Source organism: Parabacteroides sp. PF5-9 (assembly GCF_029893105.1).
Classification (GTDB): domain Bacteria; phylum Bacteroidota; class Bacteroidia; order Bacteroidales; family Tannerellaceae; genus JARXWG01.
Map to the genome: position 1 here is coordinate 1 of NZ_JARXWG010000035.1, position 19309 is coordinate 19309.

Genomic DNA, 19309 nt, shown 5'->3' on the forward strand with positions numbered 1-19309 from the left:
TCAAAATGACAACCTTGTTAGGGATGAGTTTTGGTTGTGTCAACTTTTATAGTAAACAGTGACGAAATGTGACAACCAATTTTAGGATAAGTCAAGATGTGGATATAATATTCGTTTGACAATTGTCGAATGATCATTCGACAATTGTCAAACGATCATTCGATAGCTATGAAACGATCGTTCGACAATTGTGAAACGAATTTTTGTTGTGAAAATTTATCCTAACTGATTCAATAGGATTTATTTTTCCTTTTAGAGAATTACATACCTTCTTGTCCTCCTCCCGAACCGCTGCTTCCTCCGCTTTTGACATCATCGTTATTGATTCCGCGTCGCACTTTTTTAATGGATTCTTTCAAGGAACCGAAACGATAGGATACGCGGATACGGAAACTACGCATTTCCATATAATTCAGACTCCTTTGACTGAAGGCTTCCCCATTGATCGAACTCTCGAATTTCAGATGTTTTTCAAATGGATTCTGACAGACCAGCGAAACGTTCAGCTTTTTATCCATAAATGCTTTAGTGAGGGAGATGCTATTGAAAGAGTAGGAGTTGTTTTTCCCCTGCAATTGAATCCAGCCGCTTAAGTAACCTCCATTCAGATCGATACTGAAATCTTTCGGTAGCCGAAACTGGGCATTTCCGAAAAATTGTCCGGTCCATCCGCTATTGGCCATTCCATTGTTTGCATCGATATCTGTGTAATTTCCTCCTATATTAGCGGAAATATTGAAAAGAGGAACCGGGTTCCATCGACCCCAGACAAATAATCCGATACTTTGATTTTTACCGATATTACCGTATGTCGTCTCCATTCTCCCGGCATCTTCGTTCATCACAGAATAACTTTCTATGGAGTTGTTCACAAAACGGTAAGTCGCATTGGCGTTGAAGTTAAACTTCTGGGTAAAGAGGCTGTAGTTCAAATTGAGACTATGGCTTTTTTCCGATCGGAGATTGGGGTTCCCCCAGGAGATATTTTGAGGGTCTGTCGTGTTCACATACGGATTCAGGTACCATATACCCGGACGGTAGATCCGCATATTATAACCCAAACGCATCTGCTGAGCCATATTGATCTGATAAGAGAGTGTCGCATTGGGGACGACATCAAAAAAATCGTTCGTAAAATTGGCTTCAGGGGTATCTTTTGATTTCGCATTTAAGGCTGTACCTTCGGCACGTACTCCGGCTTTAAAGCCAAGTTTGTTGAATTTGACCGCATAGGCCAGGTAAGCCGAATAAATGTGTTGGGTATGACTGAAATCACGTATGCCTCGTGTCGTATCCCTCCAGTTGTTAATCGTATAATCGTAGATCTGCTCTTTGGTATCACTGTTGCTCTGACGCATGATATATTTTAAACCGGCCTCTAACGTCTGATCCTTCCAGGTCGGGGTGGTATAGTCGAGTTGTACCGTATGCTCATTGGTATACGCATCATTGTCGTTCCATCGTGGATAATCGACAGAATCTTTGTAATTGATCACGTTTTCCAAATGCGTTTTCGACTCATTGTCGTCGGGCGAATTGCTAAAGCGGTAGGATAAGGTGAATAATTCATCTTTTTTCGGGTGGAGCGCTGGTAATCCAGATTGAGGTCCAGTCCACCATAATTCATCGATGAATGACTGTATCTGTTGTAACTGTATCCTGCTCCTTTCTCTTCTGTCAGTAAGACATCATATTCCGACCGGTTTTTGGATTTACCATTGAACAGGTTGGCACCGAGGGTAATCAGATTTAAGGTGTCTATTTCGTAACTGGCTTCCAAAGAACCATACATTCCGGGACCTGTATTTTTACTGCGTCCGTACTGGGTTAGTCGAGAGGGATTTTCACCAAAGGTGCTCCGTTCGTATTCCGACTTTCCCCATGGGCGGTCGTTTTGCATATAATTGTAGTTGGCCGTCAGCCCTAAAGCCCCTATTTTAGTGGTGATATAACCGCCTCCGGAGTATTGTCCCAATGTACTTACATCTGCCCGGATCGTCGCATTGTAACCTTGCAGGGCATTTCTGGATGTGATGATATTGATAATTCCGCCTACCCCTTCCGCATCGTATTTGGCTCCTGGATCAGTGATGACCTCTATGTTTTTTACTGAACTGGCTGGCATACTTTTCAATACATCAGATGCTGAATTCTCAGACAACATATTAGAGGGTTTTCCATTCAGATAAATTTTGAAATTGGTTGAGCCTTTTAATTGGATTTTATCTTCTCCGTCGACAGTGACCATGGGCACTTTTCGAAGCATCTCCAGAGTGTTATTGGTCTGTGCTTCCGGGTCATCTTCCAGGCTGTAGGAAATTTTATCTATTTCTACTTTGACAAGGGGCTTTTGTGCAGTTATCGTGACTTCGCCTAACCGTTGATTGTCATCAGTCATATATAGTTTTCCCAAATCAAAGGTCTGACTATCTTCCGGTAATGTAAACCGTTTTTCCGAAGCAACTTTTCCAATCGATTGCATGGAGATGATATACTGGCCGGGAGTGTTTAAACTTGTTTCAAACTGACCATCATCATCACATGCCAACAATTTGACTGTTTGTTGAGGAGTATTGGCAAATACGATCTTCAACGTAGCATAGGGTACACTTTCGCTTGTTAGCGAATCAACAACTTGACCTTTAATCGTGAAAGAGTTTGTTTGTGCATAGGCAGAAAAACAAACGAATAAGGTCAGTACTAAGGGCAAATAGTTTCTTTTCATGGTTCTTATTATAGATGGATTACGAATAGATCGTAGTTTGGTGCAAAACTATATGAATATTCGAAGTTCTCTCTATTTATCTCATTAAAGAATTCTAAAAAATGTATCTGTATATTTTTTAAGTGATTTATTTGGATATTTTTGCATAAAAGCGGTCTTATTTAGATGAATCTTTCATGAAAGGCGGAAGGATCTGCTAGATCTATGAAATAAATAAAATAGAATTGTAAGTTTAAATTTATATCCAATGAAAAATAGAACAACTGAATTGTTATGGAGTTCGGTCATCCTTTTTAAATCAATCGCAATGATAGGATGGTTGGTTTTATTCCTGATTTTGACGTCGGCATGCGACAAAAAAGACGAACCAACGCCACCTCCAACACCTTCCGCTACCTCACATCATTTTAATATAGATAGTATGTCGGCCTTGGATTCCAATCTGTCTGATCTGCAAGCCAAGGCTAATGGTAATAATGGTCGTGATACGCTATATGCGAATTTTACAAACCATTTAAAGATCGCTTCAGCGACTCAAGCTGCAAATTTTGAAACAGTACAGAAATTGGTTGATTTAAATAACAAAACCAATGTATATTTAATATGGAATGATTTTGGCGTGTATGCCGGGGATGATATATATCTGACATCAGAAAATGCCAAAACATTGGCCGGTGTATTGAAAAGTGGAGCGAAATTGTTGGCGATCGACGATAAGCTGTTTTATATCAGTTCTGTGGATGTAGATCTGTTTCGTGCGGAGGAATTGGCTGTTATGGGATTGGCGAATGAAAAAGTCATTAAAAATGCGGCCGAATTTGTTGAAAAATGCCAATCTGCAACTGCCGGCGATGTCATTGTTATTGATAGACAGATCAGTACGGAGATCGACAATGCGATCGAATTGGGCAGTGCTATTGAACGAGAATGTAGCTTGCGACTATCGAACAATGCTCAATTGGAGTTCGTGGTGGATAAAGATGTTAATTTGGCGCATAAAAAGTTAGATGTAATCAGCAATCACCTGGGTGATGCCCAAATACAAGTGAAGGTCAAAACAGCGTCATCGGGTAAACCATATATTACCACGTTTAACGATGTTCTGTTTAAAAATGCTATGACAAAAGCGACTTGGGGTAAACAGCAGTATAATGTGACCTTTATAGATGAAGGAAATCAGATAATGAACCCGCGGGTTTGTGGGACACGGGATGTGAATGACCATTGGACCCCTATTACCGATTCGACCTATTTTGCCTCTTGTACGTCCATTGACGTGGGGGTATATGGAGGTATGACCGGAAGCTGGGAAATTTTGATGGAATCGGGTTTTTTAAATGATGTTGGTGTTGAAAATGGTGTCTTTACGGCTCAGTTGGTGTTAAGTCCAACCGAAATGATCGATTTTAATTATCCGATGCCATCCGTTGGTGGGAAATATGTCCATGACAAACCGGATATTTTCTGGTGGCAGGACGCGTATATGCCGGATAAGTTGACTTATATCAGCGTCGGTGAGTGGTTTGATGGCGATGTTTTAAGCGGACAGACCAAAGAGGTAGAAGGATCACCCATCATTTGTTATCTTGGGTTTCCATATAACCCCTTCAGTCTGACTATTCGTGGAGCGGATAATTTGGCATTCTGTTGTCACTATACCCGCTTTTTCCCTTTGATTAGTAGTGATTCTGGCAGTATATATGATCGAGGCAAAGACGCGGTGACGAATTTGAAAAGGACGGCAACGTATACTCAGGATAAAAACCAACTCTATTTCACGACATTATCCGGTGATCCGGTCGAACAGATAGTGGTCTTGAACGGTAGTATGGATCCTAAAAATCATCCTTTCCCGAACATGTTGGGGGCAACTCCAGATTATACAACAACGGATATCCTTTTATTGAATCCTTTGAAAGTGCGCTAAAAATGGTACAATTGCCGGTATTGGGTTATATGGTCGGCCCTCCGAAATAAAGCGGTTACTTGCAAAATAGTCTAACGTTCGTATCTTTGTTGAAAATTAGAGCGAATGCCTGTATTCTTTATAGTTATCCTCGGTTTGTATATTGCCGGGAGTGTTTATATTTTTCTTCGCGGGAGAAAAGCGATTCAGTCACAGTCTGCAGGGGTAAAGGCCTTGTTATCCATCCTGTTCTGGGCGGGTGTGACTACGTTTCCCATCAGTATGTTTTTACGTGAGGCCATTCATTCGTCCTCCTTTTTTCAGTTCTATTATGAAATGGGGTTCGGGTGGCTTGTCTTTACGTTATATCTGGTCTTGCTTTTACTTCTTTTCGATCTTTTGCGCCTTTTCCGATTGCGTTGTCCTTCTTTTGTTTCGTTTTATACCTCATTGGGAATAACATTGGCGGTTTTGTTTTATGGTTACTACAACTATATTCATCCGGATGTGCGGGTGGTTCCTCTGACTATTGATAAACCGTTGGAAGGAGTGGATAAGACCTTGCGTATAGTTGCTTTCAGTGATGTTCATCTCGGGCATGGGACAGGTAAAGCGAAGTTGCGGAAATATGTGGATCTGGTCAATGCCCAACAGGCAGATCTTATCCTGATAGGCGGGGATCTGGTGGATAACAGTCTCGCTCCTTTAGAGGAGCAACGTATGGAAGAAGAATTGGCAACTCTTTATGCACCGTTAGGCGTTTATATGGTGCCAGGAAATCATGATTATTTCGATGGAATCGAAAAAAATATAGAATTCCTCGAACAGACATCCATTGTGCTATTGCGTGACTCGATTGCTGTTCTGCCGAATGGGTTGCAACTTGTAGGAAGAGATGATCGGAGGAACAGAAACCGACACTCTTTGGATGAATTAGTCAAAAAAACAGATCCGGGTAGGCCTGTTATATTGATCGATCATCAACCGTATGAACTGATAGAAACAGAAAAGGCAGGTGTCGATCTGCAATTTAGTGGACATACCCATCGCGGACAAATATGGCCGATCAGTCTGATTGCTGATCAGATGTTTGAAATGAGTTACGGGTATCGAAAAATGGGTGGAAGCCATATTTATGTCTCTTCCGGTTTGTCGCTTTGGGGACCTCCGTTCAGGATCGGAACAGACAGTGAAATCGTGCTTTTTGAACTAACTTTTAAGTAACCACCATGAACGTTTTTCTGCAATCTGTTTTTGCTCAATTATTACTTACTCCTTATATTTTCTGGCGAGGGTGGCAGGCGCTCCCTCCACGTAAGGTCTGGCGTATGCCTTATCTGTTGTTCTTTGTGATTGAGTTATTGATCTTTTTTACCGGTTTTTTCTTTCATAAGGCGTTGCCTGATCAGGTAATGATTCCTATTCTCTATTTTTGCGGGACCTGGTATATTACCTCCATATATCTGACGTTGGCTTTATTTGTCGTTGAATTGTTGCGTGTGTCGGATAAATGGGTGCACTGGATTCCACAACAGATCAAAAAGCATTGGAGAGCAACCAAACTGACTTTTTTTTCTTTAATAACGATCGGGGTGGGGTTGTTGATGGCCTATGCCAATCTGAAAGTCGTTCATCCGGTCGTAAAGCATATTCCTCTGACTATACCTAAAGGGAGTAGTACGCGGGATAATTTGACGGTTGTTATGATGAGCGACCTGCATATCGGTGAAGTTATCGGCAAAAAGATGGTACAAAAATATGTACGTCTGAGTAATGAGCAACATCCTGATATGGTGGTTCTGGTCGGTGATATCATGGATTATGAATCCCGTTTTGCCGAAAAAGAAAAAATCGAAGAAGATATACAGCAATTAGAGGCGCCACTGGGTACATATATCGTTTATGGAAATCATGAATACAGAGCCAATCGTCATGCTAAGGAGCGTTGGTTCCGGAAAACAGGTGCGACATTATTGGTCGACTCAGTCGTGATGCCTGATAGTTCTTTCTATTTGGTGGGACGAGATGATTATATCAATAAGCAACGCAAACCGTTGCGTCATTTGATAAAAGACCTTGATCCGGATAAACCTGTAATAGTCCTTGATCATCAACCTTGGAGTTTTACAGAACAGACCATGAACGGAGTCGATCTGGGATTACACGGACATACGCATTATGGACAGATATGGCCTTATTCGTTATTGTTGAAATTTGTTTATGAATGTCCATACGGCTACTATCGTAAAGGCGATACGCAATTTTACGTCTCATCCGGTATCGGTATTGCCGGCCCTCCTTATCGGGTGGGAACAGATTCAGAACTGGTCGTCCTTCATATCACTTTTAGCGAATAATGCGATTGAAGGTGCCCTTATTCAGTGAGTTGTGGCTCTTCCGGTGTGTCTAATGTGTTATTATATAATGTCCGGTCAGATAAAATTTCGATCGCTTTCTCCAATACAAGGTCATCCTTCAGGCTCTCTATCAATTCCCCTTTTTGATAATAGTAGCGTTTGACTATTTCAGAGGCCAAGACCTTTTTGATCTCTTTTTTGAAACGGTTGAAATCACGATCCAGATCAGGCGTTAACTTGGCTTCTAACGCTTTGATGGTGGTAGAGTCGTTATCCAGGTATCCTTCAAATTCGGCAATATCTTTCAATGTTTTCAGTGCTTTTTCACTTTGGCGGTCATAAGAGAAATTCTTTTCTTTGGCATACATTTTGAATGCTTCGAAATCGTCGTCGGTGACTTCGAATTCTTCGATGGAACCGATTTTTTCATGCTTTTGCGCCCACGCTGTTACAAAATCAAACAAGACATAATCGTTTACCAGATAATACATCAGTGTCGGCATTCTGGGCTCTTCTACTTCAAACTCCGGACGAACACCACCTCCATCTTTCACGGGGCGTCCTTTAGAGGTGTAAAAAACGGTAGTCAGACTATCCGGTATGGCTGCAGCACTTCCGTCGGGATTGCGGTGAGAGTAGTCGATTTGTTGAATGCACCGTCCGCTGGGGATATAATATTTGCTCAATGTAACTTTCAATTTGCCGTCGTAAGGTAAATCCCTGGAGGTTTGTACCAATCCCTTTCCGAACGAACGTTGTCCGACAAGTACGGCTCGGTCTAAATCCTGAAGCGCACCTGCTACAATTTCGGATGCAGAGGCCGATCCGCCATTGACTAACACCGCAAGAGGCATAACCGTATCTAATGGTTCGGCCGATGTGCGGTAGATGCGATCCCATTGTTTGACTTTCCCTTTGGTGGAAATCACTTCACTCCCTTTAGGCACAAACAGTCCGACGATTTGTACGGCCGATTCTAAGACGCCTCCTCCGTTATTACGAAGGTCGAGTACGAGGGATTTGATATTTTTATTCTTTTTAAGATCCTCTACAGCCGCTTTTACTTCCAGTCCGCTTTTGTCGGTAAACCCTTGCAGGTAGATGTATCCGATGCTGTCGTTCTGTACACCATAGTAGGTGATTTGATCCACTTGAATATTTTTACGGATCAGTTCGACTTTACGTGATTTCTTTTCTCCCGGGCGTTGTATGGTTAAGGTCAGTTTGGTGTTGGGCAGACCTTTTAACAACTCGCTCACTTTATCCTGAGTCATACTGGTGACATCTGTCGTGTCAATCGCCAGTATCCGGTCGCCAGCCTTTAAACCGCCTAAGGCTGCCGGCATTCCTTCAAATGGTTCGGCGATGATCACTTCTCCTTCTTTGCGCTGGCGGATATAAGAACCTATTCCTCCATATTCGCCGGTAGTGATCAATTGCAATGATTCCATCTCTTGTTCCGGAATATATTCGGTATATGGGTCAAGGTCTGATAACATGGCATCAATACCTCGGCGTATCATCTTTTCTACTTCGACAGAATCCACATAAAACATCTCCACCTCTTTGACCAGAGCATTGACTATCTCCAGGTTTTTACTGATTTCAAAACGTGTATCATTTTGTGAGAAAGCGGAAAAACCGGTCGTAAAGGAAAAGAGTAGGCAGAAAAATCCAATGACTTTTATTCGTTGAATGAGGTTATGCATAAAATAATCTGGTTGTTTATATCGCAAATGTAGCTAATATTGTAACGGTTATACGAATATCTCTCTGACTTTTAACTTTATTTGTTCCCATTGGAACTCCGGAATTTCAGGGCCTATAACATCGATGACATGCCCTGCCAATAAAGAACCTGTCCGTGCCGATTGCTCCAAGGTGCCTCCCACAGACTGTCCGTAAAGGAAACCTGCTGCAAAATGGTCGCCAGCCCCTGTCGTATCAATCGGTTTTCCCCCTTCGGCTTTGACTCGGATCGTCTCCGCTTTCTTTCGCACGATAGCCCCCTCTTTGCCCAGGGTGACAATGGCGATATCGACAATTTCCGACAACGTTTTTACGGCATCTTCCGCTTGCTGTCCGGTATAGGCTTCCGCTTCGCTTTCGTTGGAGAACAGGATATCGACATAATTAGGAATGATATCTTCCAATAACCTTTTGAAGGATTTGACGATATTAAAATTAGAAAGATCCAACGCCACTTTTAATCCAAGTTTTTTTGCTTTCTGCACGGCTCCTCTAAGCAACGCTTCATTGACGATAAGGTATCCTTCAATATATAAACAGTGGTAATTGGAAAGATCGGCTTCTTTGATCTCCTCGGGTAAGATGGTCGGCCCCGGGCCGAGAAATGTGCCCATAGAGCGTTCGCCATCGGGGGAGATCAGTACCGTACAGCTGCCGGATATCCCGGGCGTTTGGATGAAATAAGGCGTGACACCTGCTTTTCTGACCGCTTGTTCATAATATTCACCAACTTCGTCTGTGCCTATTTTCCCGATGAAACCGGCATTTACGCCAAGATTAGCCAATGCGCGCATGGTGTTACAGGCGGAGCCGCCCGGCGTTTGACTTTTCTGTAAATGTTGTTGTGAGGAGCGGATCGCAATCATCTGTTGTTCGCTGATCATATCCATGGTTCCTTTTTCAAAGCCAATCTCATGGAGAACCTGATCATTTTCAAGTCTTAATAAGACGTCAACCAAAGCATTACCCAAACCAATGATGTTCATACTGTCATTTTTTTTCACAAAGATATTGCATAATTCGAAAATAGCCTGTACTTTTGCAAAGCATTTTTGAAAGAGGTGCTTTTCATAAAATTCTTCCTTAGCTCAGTTGGTTAGAGCATCTGACTGTTAATCAGAGGGTCCTTGGTTCAAGTCCAAGAGGAAGAGCATAAAAAAGGTCGAAGTGTTTGCTTCGACCTTTTTTTTATGTTCAACCCGAAGAACGGTTTAGTTAAAAATATTATTTCTGTATTGTATGGGGGACATCCCTGTATGTTGTTTGAAAAATCGTCCGAAAACCGATTGGTTAATGAAATTCATTTCATGAACGATCTCTTTAATGCTGAGGGAAGTGCTTCTTAAAAGCGCTTTTAACTCGAGCATGACATATTCGGTCAACCACTCTTTTGCGGATCGCCCGGTCACTTCCTTAACCACCATAGTCAGGTATTTAGAGGTGATACATAGTTTATCAGCATAGTATGCAACATCTCGATACTCCCTGTAATTTTCTCCAATCAGACAGAAAAATTTGTAGGTCATATGCTCTTTGTGATTGTTTCCTGTATACTTCGTGGCGGTAGGGTCTTTTCTGAAAAAGCTGTAGACGTCAATTAAAAAAACCTGTAAAGTATGTATGGTCGATTCTCTTCTGAATAATGTCTCTTTAGATTCGGTTTTGTATTCCAGAAATTCACAGAAATGTTCGAAACGCTTGATCTCTTTTTCCGTTAATGTGAAATAATAATGTTGTCTCATGTACAAGAAAAATTGAGGAGAGAGATGTGGTATGCCACTTAGTGTATCGTAGAAGATAGAGGTCGGTATCACGAAAAATGTCATTTTAAAGTCTCTGCTTTTGTTTTCGATAGCTGCCAGTTGGTGCGGAAAGATGACTATTAATTCGTTTTTTACTAATTGGTGTTTATTGTTGAATACCGTAAACTCTGCACTGCCGCTGAGGCAGGTGCCTGCCAGGCAGTTTCTCAGGTAAACGGGCGTTTTGGCAAGGGGGAGATGTTTGATGTCTCTGTAAATAATGAAATCATCGTTCCATGGTTCGGTAGAGAATGATTTTTTGACAATTGAATCATGTTTCATGTAATTACTGTTTGGTCATTATTACTATTTAGTATGCGCATAGGTCATCTTTTAAAACAATTGGTTTATCAATTTGTTTCGTAAAATTATGTGATAAGACGCTCTTGTTCAGTGTTGTCGGCGGATACTCACGTTTCTGTCAACAGCTTTAGTAAGACAAAATTAAACGATCGGCATACTGGTGTTATATCTTACAACAAATTACTTGTGTTAATTGGACGTTTAAAAAGCGATATCACCTATTTCCTTGTTTTGGCATACAAAAGTAAATTATAATTTTTTGCGAAGTGCATTTATTTCTTATTCTGTATATTATTAGAGAAATTTAGCATATTGGTCAAAAATGAAATGTCCTGTTGTTCAGATATATAGTGTGTGATGTGTATTGACTCTATTTGTGATAATTTGTTAGAAAAAAGCTAAAAGAGGTGCCTGTTTTTCTCATTCTGTTGCATCATGCATCTGCAAGCTCTGTCTGTTTTATGCGGTTGCATGAATTTGTTTTTGGGAGAGATTTAATCGTCTACCAACTGTTAGACGATTCGGCCACAGTTGGTAGACGAAAGTGATCCAACTGATAGACGAAAGTGACCCAATTGGTAGACGATTAAACGAAGATGATAAAAACAGTAGCTGATCAGGTTGTTTTTGAAAGCAGATCCGGGCGATTTCTAGAGGGTGTCTGAGTGGTTTTAAATAGTTGAAAAGTCAGAGAAAAGGGGTGAAGTTTAAAAGAATGAGAAGATGTGATCAAAAAATACATTTTTATTCTTTTGATGAAATCGGCTTATTGTTGGCTGTTGAAAACTTTTTGTCATAATTTCGGTTTAAAATTTGGAGGTTAATTCAGTAAATGTGTAATTTTACAGAGTGAAATGATAACATCATTGCTTATCAACGAAGTAGGGCGTCTGATTTTAAGAGAAAGTTTAACTATAAAATGACAAAAACGGAAACATATTATCATATACCTGTTATGCTTCAGGAAAGCATGACGGGTTTGGATATAAATCCGTCGGGGGTGTATGTCGATGTGACTTTCGGAGGAGGAGGACATTCCAGGGAAATTTTGAAATGTTTAGGCAAGGACGGTCGGCTTTTTGGTTTTGATCAGGACAAGGATGCAGAAGCGAATATCCTACAAGATTCTCGTTTTACGTTCGTTCGTAGTAATTTTCGTTATTTGTATCATTTTATGCGTTATCACAATATGGTTGGACGTGTCGACGGATTGTTGGCTGATCTCGGGGTCTCTTCCCATCATTTTGACGAGAAGGAGCGGGGGTTTTCTTTCCGCTTTGAAGGTGTGTTGGATATGCGCATGAACAGCCGCTCCGGAAAAACGGCAGCAGATATCGTGAATAATTATACCGAAGAGAAGCTGGCTGATACCTTTTATCTCTACGGAGAACTGAAGCAGTCCCGTAAATTGGCTGCAGCTATTGTAAAGGCTCGGAAAGAAAAAAAAATTGTTTCTATTGAAGATTTCATAGCGATTATTCAACCGTTTAGCGGAAAAGATAAAGACAAAAAATTCTTAGCGCAAGTTTTTCAAGCGCTTCGTATAGAGACCAATGATGAATTGGGGGCGTTGAAAGAGATGTTGCGACAAACGCTTCGGGTATTGGTTCCCGGAGGCCGGTTGGTGGTGATTACCTATCATTCGTTGGAAGACCGGTTGGTGAAGAACTTTCTGAAAACAGGAAACTTTGAAGGGAAACAGGAGCAGGACTTTTTCGGTAACGTACTTTCTCCTTTCCGGTTGGTCAATAATAAGGTGATTGTCCCGGGGGCTGAAGAGGTCGAGATTAATCCGCGTTCCAGAAGTGCTAAATTACGAATTGCAACGTTTGCCGGAGAATAAGATGACAACGCAAAAGAAAATAAAAAAGAAAAAACGTCCACTCCTATATATTTTAGGGGGAGGAATTCTCAGTGAGGATTTTATCATTAAACATACGCGTATGATCGTATTGATTGTTATCCTTATTTTCTTTTTTATCGGAAACCGTTATACCTGTATGCAAAAATTACGGGAGATAGACCGTTTACAACAACAATTAAGGGATGTGCGTTTTGAAGCGTTATCGATATCCTCTGAATTGACAGGCAACAGTCGGCAATCGCAGATCGAAATGCTTATCGAAGAACAAGGGATTGAGTTGGAAAGTGCAAAAACACCTCCTTATGTAGTCTATAAATGATATATGCCTGAAGAAAATGAGATAAAAGACGTAGAAAATAAAAGTAACCAGATATTGTTCTGTTACTTTGTTGTTGTGGTGCTACTTGGCTTGGTGGCAGTAGGTGTTGTGGTGCGTGCATTTAATACCGCTTTTGTCGAAAAAGAGAAGTGGCTGAAGGTGGCCGAGAGCCAGAAACGTCCGGATCGCCTGGTTCTTCCCGGGCGGGGTAATATCTATTCAGCCGACGGGAAATTAATGGCGACGAGTGTACCACGTTATTATATGTATATCGACTTCAAAGCCGATGGGTTTGCAAAAGATACTTTTCTTCGTTCTAAAACACACGGCATAGATTCGCTGGCCATTTATCTGTCCCGGAAATTAAAAAACCGAACCCCGGCCGGGTATAAAACCCATTTGATGAAAGGGTATAACAACAAAAGCCGGCAATACCCGATCTATGAAGGGAAAGTATCCTATTCCGACTTGAAAGAGATTAAGCAATATCCCTTCCTTCGTTTGAGCCGTTATAAAAGCGGTTTTTACACCAAAGAGATGGTGCAACGGGAAAAACCTTTCGGCACATTGGCCTCACGAACAATTGGCGATATCTACGGTGAAATCGAGAAAGAAGGCATAACAAAAGGGAAAAACGGACTGGAGTTACAGTACGACTCACTCTTGCGAGGACAAGCCGGTTTAAGCGCCGTTAAGCGCGTAGGTGGTGGATGGACCAATGTGGTAGAGATCGAACCGGTAGACGGGATGGATATTCATACGACTATTGATATCAATATTCAGGATATTACCGAAAAATCGCTTTTGGATATGTTGAAATCGATAGATGCAGAGTCGGGAACAGCAGTTGTCATGGAGGTGAAAACCGGAGAAATAAAAGGCATTACCAATATGGCACGTATCCGACCTGGCGTTTATGCGGAGACTAAAAATCATGCGGTTGCCGATGAGACAGAACCGGGTTCGACCTTTAAAGTGGCAGCGATAATGGTCGCTTTGGAAGATGGAGTCTGTGAACCCGGAGATACGGTCGATACCGGCAATGGGGTGTATATGTATAAAGGTGCCCGAATGACCGATCATAATAACCATCGGGGAGGGTATGGGAAGTTAACCGTCGAACAATCGATCTGGAATTCATCAAATATAGGGGTCGCTAAAACGATCTTGAAAGGTTACGCGAATAATCCGACCAAATTTGTAGAAGGGTTGTACCGGATAGGGATGAATGCGGATCTGAATCTGGAGATTCCGGGATCAGGACGTGCAAAAATCCGTATGCCCAATGACTCTGTTTTGTATTGGTCGAAAACGACATTGCCTTGGATGTCTTTTGGTTATGAGACACAAATACCCCCTATTTACACATTGACCTTTTTCAATGCAATAGCCAACAATGGAAAAATGGTGCGCCCGATGTTTACCCGTGAGATTAAACAAAACGGAAAAACAGTCAAATCTTTTTCGACAGAGGTCGTTAAATCGTCTATCTGTTCCAAACGCACATTGGATATGGTGAAAAGTATGTTGGTAGGTGTGGTCAAAGAGGGCACAGGAAAAGCGGTCGACTCGGAGATTATTCCGATTGCCGGAAAGACAGGAACGGCACAGATTGCCAGTGGTGGTGTTTACCGTACAAGCGGACACCAGGTCTCTTTCTGTGGGTATTTTCCTGCTGACAATCCGGATTATTCATGTATTGTTGTGATTCGCCGTCCGCATGGCACCCCTTCCGGAGGATTAATGTCGGGGGCAGTCGTCCGGTCTATTGCCGAAAAAATATATGCAAATAATATGGCTTTTGATATTCGGGATGTTCAACCTGATTCACTTTTGGTTAAAATGCCGCCTGTCAAGGGAGGACCAGCTAAGAGTGTAGAAAAGGCATTGGACAAATTCGATGTAAAAATGCAAAAAGACAGTCTTGACACTGAATGGACAACCGCTTATACTGATAAAGAGCATGAAAAAATAGTATTAAAAGATCTGGTTATCCATGAAGGATTGGTTCCTCGTGTGATCGGTATGGGTGCAAAAGATGCGGTCTATCTGCTTGAACAGGCTGGACTGCAGGTCGCTCTGTCGGGATCGGGTCGTGTGATCTCTCAAAGTATACAATCGGGCCAACGGGTATCGAAAGGGCAGACTGTTTTATTAACATTGAAGTAAATGATGGAACTAAAAACATTAATAGAGGTATTAGACAAACCGTTCCTTTCGGATACAAAATCCGTCGAGATTGCAGATATTCAGTCTGATTCACGCAAAGTCGGAAAAGGAACTTTGTTTGTCGCTGTTAAAGGCGTCTCCGTTGACGGGCATGATTTTATTGAACAAGCGATCCGTCAGGGTGCTCTTGCTGTTATCTGTGAAGAGATACCTGTACTTCCTATTGAAATACAAGAGATAAAACCTGTTTTTATTCAGGTGAAAGATAGTGCTGATGCGCTGGGCAAAGTGGCTTCGCAATGGTATGATAATCCGTCGAACCAATTAGTCGTAGTCGGTGTGACTGGTACGAACGGTAAAACAACGATTGCCACCCTGTTATATGAGATGTTCCATCTGATGGGGCATAAAGTCGGTTTGCTTTCGACGGTCTGCAATTTTATCGATGAAGAGATGATTCCTTCTACACATACGACTCCGGATGCGCTGACGATACAGGCATTATTTGCCCGAATGGTTCAAGCCGGATGTACGTATGCCTTTATGGAAGTCAGTTCGCATGCCATCGATCAGAAACGAATCAGCGGGATCACTTTTAAGGGAGGTATTTTTACGAATCTGACCCGTGATCATCTCGACTATCACCAAAGTGTAGACAATTATCTGAAAGCGAAAAAGAAGTTTTTCGATGAACTACCTATTACCGCTTTTGCCCTGACCAATATGGATGATAAATCAGGATTGGTGATGCTTCAGAATACAAAGGCGCAAAAGCTGACTTATTCGCTTCAAACATTGGCTGATTTCAAAGGGAAAATATTGGAATCACATTTTGAAGGAACCGAATTGGTGATTAACGGAAAAGAAGTAGCTGTGCCTTTCGTCGGACATTTCAATGTCTATAATCTATTGGCGGTCTATGGGACGGCTGTTAGCCTGGGGAAAAAGCCGGAAGAGGTTTTACTCGTTTTATCTGCTCTTCATCCTGTTGCAGGACGGTTTGAGACAATCCCTTCGCCATTAGGATATACAGCCATTGTGGATTATGCACATACGCCGGATGCACTAACCAATGTATTGAATGGTATCCGTGAAGTACTGACTGGCAGCGGACGGATTATAACTGTTGTCGGAGCAGGAGGAAACAGAGATAAAGGAAAACGTCCGTTGATGGCTAAAGAAGCAACCAAATGGAGCGATCAGGTGATATTGACCTCTGACAATCCTCGGATGGAAGACCCGGATGAAATCATTCGTGATATGGTGGCTGGTCTTAAGCCTGGAGATATGGAACGTACACTTTGTATCACCGACCGTATTCAGGCCATCAAGACGGCTACTATGTTGGCTCGCAAAGGCGATGTGATCCTGGTCGCAGGTAAAGGGCATGAAGATTATCAGGAGATCAAAGGTGTAAAACATCATTTTGACGACCGGGAGAAATTACGTGAAATATTTGCATCACAACAATCATAGGCTATGTTATATTATCTTTTCAATTATCTGGATCAATTGGATTTTCCCGGGGCGGGGATGTTTAAGTACGTTTCTTTCCGTTCGGGTTTAGCCTTGATTTTATCGCTGTTTATTTCTACGACGATCGGAAAACGTATCATTGACAAACTGCAACTCATGCAGGTGGGAGAGATTGTTCGCAATCTCGGACTGGAAGGGCAAATGAGTAAAAAAGGTACGCCGACGATGGGTGGGATTATTATTATCATTGCCATACTGATTCCTACTCTGCTCTGTACAAGGTTAAACAATATCTATATCATTCTGATGATTGTGACCACATTGTGGTTGGGGTGTATCGGTTTTGCCGATGACTACATCAAAGTATTCAAGAAAAACAAAGAGGGATTACGCGGACGTTTCAAAATTATCGGCCAAGTCGGATTAGGACTGATCGTTGGCGTGGTTTTATTTGCCAGTCCGGATGTGTTGATTCGTGAGAATATAGAAGTATTGGATGCACAGGATAATATTGAAGCGGTACGATTCCAGATGGATGAAACCAAGTCGACCAAGACAACAATTCCTTTTTTGAAAAACAACAACTTTGATTATGCCAGTCTGGTGAGTTGGGCAGGTGATTATAAGGAGGAAGCAGCATGGATTGCGTTTGTATTGATGGTTATTTTTGTTGTGACAGCCGTCTCTAACGGGGCGAACCTGACAGACGGTTTGGATGGACTGGCGGCAGGCAGTTCGGCTATTATCGGGATTGCATTGGGGATATTGGCGTATATGTCGTCGCACGTTCAGTTTGCCTCTTTCCTGAATATCATGTTTATTCCCGGAGCAGAAGAACTGGTGATATTCTCCGCTGCGTTTATTGGTGCAACAATCGGTTTTCTGTGGTATAATTCGTATCCGGCTCAGGTTTTTATGGGCGATACCGGTAGTCTGACCTTAGGGGGAATCATTGCTGTGTTTGCGATTATTATCCGGAAAGAGTTATTAATTCCGATTTTATGCGGGATCTTTCTGGCGGAGAGTCTGTCGGTCATGCTCCAAGTATTTTATTTTAAATACACCAAAAAGAAATATGGTGAAGGACGGCGCATCTTTAAAATGACCCCTCTTCATCACCACTTCCAGAAAGCAGGAAATGCCGGGATTGCGGCTAAAATACAAAAGCCTTATCTCATTATTCCTGAATCAAAGATTGTTGTTCGTTTCTGGTTGGTCGGTATTATACTCGCAGTAATCACCATTGTTACGTTGAAAATGAGATAAATGCAAAAAAGAGTGGTCATATTAGGAGCCGGAGAAAGCGGAACAGGAGCTGCCATTCTGGCGAAAGCGCAACAACAGGACGTTTTTGTGTCTGATTTCTCATCCATTCTTCCTCAATACAAGAAGGCGTTGGATCTGCGAGGTATTCCCTGGGAAGAGGGAACGCATACCGAAGCGCTTATCCTGAATGCCGATGAGGTGGTAAAGAGTCCGGGTATACCGGATAAGGCACCTATTATACAACAACTTATTTCTAAGAAAGTACCGATTATCTCCGAGATAGAGTTTGCGGGAAGGTATACCTCTTCTAAGATGATTTGTATCACCGGCAGCAACGGTAAAACAACAACAACATCTCTGCTTTATCATATACTGAGAGAGGCAGGGCTTGATGTCGGGCTGGCCGGTAATATCGGGAAAAGTCTGGCCTGGCAGGTGGCGGAAGAACCACATGGTATATATGTGATCGAATTAAGCAGCTTTCAGCTGGATAACATGTATGATTTCAGAGCCCATATTGCCATTTTACTCAATATCACTCCTGATCATCTGGATCGATATGATAACTGTATGCAAAATTATATCCATTCGAAATTCAGAATCATACAAAATCAAACACCGGAAGATGCCTTTATTTTCTGGAATGACGATCCGATTATAATGCAAGAGGTTCATAAACTTAAACCTCAGGCAACTCTTTATCCTTTTGCTCAAAAGAGGGCAAACGGAGTAAAAGGATATATCGATAACAAACAAATCCTCTTAGAAACTACAAACGGGACTTTTACGATGGAACAAGATTTATTAGCTTTAACAGGAACGCACAATCTGTATAACTCGCTGGCATCAGGCATTGCGGCTAAGGTGTTGGATATACAGGATGAAAAAATTCGTGCTTCGTTAAGTGATTTTATTGGCGTGGAACATCGGCTTGAAAAAGTCGTAAGAGTACGTGGGGTAGATTATATCAATGACTCGAAAGCCACCAATGTAAACTCTTGTTGGTATGCCCTAGAAAGTATATCCACAAAAATCGTTCTGATTCTTGGGGGAACGGATAAAGGGAATGATTATACAGAAATTGAAGAATCAGTAAAGAATAAGGTGCGTGCCCTTATTTTTCTTGGGAAAGACAATAGTAAGTTACACGCTTTTTTTGATGGGAAAATGGATCAGATAGAAGATGCACATTCTATGGAAGAGGCGGTAAACAAGGCATACAAACTAGCACAGAAAGGTGATACGGTTTTACTATCCCCGTGTTGTGCCAGTTTCGATCTGTTTAAAAATTATGAAGACAGAGGAGATCAATTTAAAATGTATGCGCGAAACCTGTAGATAATGATGAATGTTTAATGATGAATTGAATGACT

13 protein-coding genes, 1 tRNA gene and 1 pseudogene are annotated in these 19309 nt (G+C 41.8%); 10 read left to right on the forward strand and 5 right to left on the reverse strand.

Features of this window, described 5'->3' with window-relative positions; all coding sequences use genetic code 11:
• Nucleotides 1-260: 260 nt before the first annotated feature.
• Both M2135_RS14950 and M2135_RS15560 read right to left on the reverse strand, forming a co-directional pair.
• Nucleotides 261-1658 (reverse strand): outer membrane beta-barrel family protein, encoded by a 1398-nt coding sequence (locus M2135_RS14950; RefSeq protein WP_348537120.1) that lies wholly within the window; start codon nt 1656-1658, stop codon nt 261-263.
• A 446-nt stretch (nt 1659-2104) separates the two neighbouring features.
• A pseudogene (locus M2135_RS15560) lies at nt 2105-2725 on the reverse strand (hypothetical protein); the annotation flags it as partial.
• 247 nt (nt 2726-2972) lie between these two features.
• Here M2135_RS15560 and M2135_RS14960 point away from each other — a divergent pair.
• The 3 genes from M2135_RS14960 to M2135_RS14970 all read left to right on the forward strand — a co-directional run bounded on the left by M2135_RS14960 (nt 2973) and on the right by M2135_RS14970 (nt 6988).
• Nucleotides 2973-4652, forward strand: a complete 1680-nt coding sequence (locus tag M2135_RS14960) for a hypothetical protein (protein WP_280749333.1) — start codon at nt 2973-2975, stop codon at nt 4650-4652.
• A gap of 105 nt (nt 4653-4757) precedes the next feature.
• On the forward strand, nt 4758-5855 hold the full coding sequence (locus M2135_RS14965) for a metallophosphoesterase (protein ID WP_280749334.1): 1098 nt from the start codon (nt 4758-4760) through the stop codon (nt 5853-5855).
• 5 nt (nt 5856-5860) lie between these two features.
• Complete coding sequence (locus tag M2135_RS14970; RefSeq protein ID WP_280749335.1) at nt 5861-6988, forward strand: metallophosphoesterase; 1128 nt, start codon at nt 5861-5863, stop codon at nt 6986-6988.
• A 17-nt stretch (nt 6989-7005) separates the two neighbouring features.
• Here the strand turns inward: M2135_RS14970 and M2135_RS14975 are convergent, their stop codons facing one another.
• Complete coding sequence (locus M2135_RS14975; RefSeq protein ID WP_280749336.1) at nt 7006-8697, reverse strand: S41 family peptidase; 1692 nt, start codon at nt 8695-8697, stop codon at nt 7006-7008.
• 48 nt (nt 8698-8745) lie between these two features.
• Entirely contained in the window at nt 8746-9723 is a 978-nt protein-coding gene (locus tag M2135_RS14980; protein WP_280749337.1) for an adenosine kinase, read from the reverse strand.
• 91 nt (nt 9724-9814) lie between these two features.
• Between M2135_RS14980 and M2135_RS14985 the strand changes: the two genes are divergently transcribed.
• Nucleotides 9815-9888: transfer RNA gene (locus tag M2135_RS14985), tRNA-Asn, on the forward strand.
• 60 nt (nt 9889-9948) lie between these two features.
• On the opposite strand, the gene M2135_RS14990 is transcribed toward M2135_RS14985, so the two are convergent.
• On the reverse strand, nt 9949-10821 hold the full coding sequence (locus M2135_RS14990; protein WP_280749338.1) for a helix-turn-helix transcriptional regulator: 873 nt from the start codon (nt 10819-10821) through the stop codon (nt 9949-9951).
• 940 nt (nt 10822-11761) lie between these two features.
• Here M2135_RS14990 and rsmH point away from each other — a divergent pair.
• Genes rsmH through murD form a run of 6 tightly spaced genes read left to right on the forward strand, consistent with a single transcriptional unit; the run spans nt 11762 to nt 19274 of the window.
• Nucleotides 11762-12685, forward strand: coding sequence for a 16S rRNA (cytosine(1402)-N(4))-methyltransferase RsmH (gene rsmH, locus M2135_RS14995; protein WP_280749339.1), 924 nt, complete (start codon nt 11762-11764; stop codon nt 12683-12685).
• 1 nt (nt 12686) lies between these two features.
• A complete protein-coding gene (locus M2135_RS15000) occupies nt 12687-13025 on the forward strand; it encodes an FtsL-like putative cell division protein (RefSeq protein ID WP_280749340.1) in 339 nt (112 codons plus the stop codon).
• A 3-nt stretch (nt 13026-13028) separates the two neighbouring features.
• Complete coding sequence (locus M2135_RS15005; protein WP_280749341.1) at nt 13029-15194, forward strand: penicillin-binding protein; 2166 nt, start codon at nt 13029-13031, stop codon at nt 15192-15194.
• Nucleotides 15195-15197: 3 nt separating this feature from the next.
• Nucleotides 15198-16670 carry a UDP-N-acetylmuramoyl-L-alanyl-D-glutamate--2,6-diaminopimelate ligase gene (locus tag M2135_RS15010; protein WP_280749356.1) on the forward strand — a complete coding sequence of 491 codons (1473 nt, stop codon included), beginning with the start codon at nt 15198-15200 and terminating at the stop codon, nt 16668-16670.
• Nucleotides 16671-16673: 3 nt separating this feature from the next.
• Nucleotides 16674-17936 carry a phospho-N-acetylmuramoyl-pentapeptide-transferase gene (gene mraY / locus M2135_RS15015; RefSeq protein WP_280749342.1) on the forward strand — a complete coding sequence of 421 codons (1263 nt, stop codon included), beginning with the start codon at nt 16674-16676 and terminating at the stop codon, nt 17934-17936.
• Nucleotides 17937-19274, forward strand: a complete 1338-nt coding sequence (gene murD / locus M2135_RS15020; protein WP_280749343.1) for a UDP-N-acetylmuramoyl-L-alanine--D-glutamate ligase — start codon at nt 17937-17939, stop codon at nt 19272-19274.
• Nucleotides 19275-19309 lie beyond the last annotated feature (35 nt).

What these genes read in the sequence shown, in the direction of transcription:
- M2135_RS14960 (WP_280749333.1), top strand. Translation starts at nt 2,973, where the DNA reads ATGAAAAATAGAACAACTGAATTGTTATGGAGTTCGGTCATCCTTTTT.
- M2135_RS14965 (WP_280749334.1), top strand. Translation starts at nt 4,758, where the DNA reads ATGCCTGTATTCTTTATAGTTATCCTCGGTTTGTATATTGCCGGGAGT.
- M2135_RS14970 (WP_280749335.1), top strand. Translation starts at nt 5,861, where the DNA reads ATGAACGTTTTTCTGCAATCTGTTTTTGCTCAATTATTACTTACTCCT.
- M2135_RS14975 (WP_280749336.1), bottom strand. Translation starts at nt 8,697, where the DNA reads ATGCATAACCTCATTCAACGAATAAAAGTCATTGGATTTTTCTGCCTA.
- M2135_RS14980 (WP_280749337.1), bottom strand. Translation starts at nt 9,723, where the DNA reads ATGAACATCATTGGTTTGGGTAATGCTTTGGTTGACGTCTTATTAAGA.
- M2135_RS14990 (WP_280749338.1), bottom strand. Translation starts at nt 10,821, where the DNA reads ATGAAACATGATTCAATTGTCAAAAAATCATTCTCTACCGAACCATGG.
- rsmH (WP_280749339.1), top strand. Translation starts at nt 11,762, where the DNA reads ATGACAAAAACGGAAACATATTATCATATACCTGTTATGCTTCAGGAA.
- M2135_RS15000 (WP_280749340.1), top strand. Translation starts at nt 12,687, where the DNA reads ATGACAACGCAAAAGAAAATAAAAAAGAAAAAACGTCCACTCCTATAT.
- M2135_RS15005 (WP_280749341.1), top strand. Translation starts at nt 13,029, where the DNA reads ATGCCTGAAGAAAATGAGATAAAAGACGTAGAAAATAAAAGTAACCAG.
- M2135_RS15010 (WP_280749356.1), top strand. Translation starts at nt 15,198, where the DNA reads ATGGAACTAAAAACATTAATAGAGGTATTAGACAAACCGTTCCTTTCG.
- mraY (WP_280749342.1), top strand. Translation starts at nt 16,674, where the DNA reads ATGTTATATTATCTTTTCAATTATCTGGATCAATTGGATTTTCCCGGG.
- murD (WP_280749343.1), top strand. Translation starts at nt 17,937, where the DNA reads ATGCAAAAAAGAGTGGTCATATTAGGAGCCGGAGAAAGCGGAACAGGA.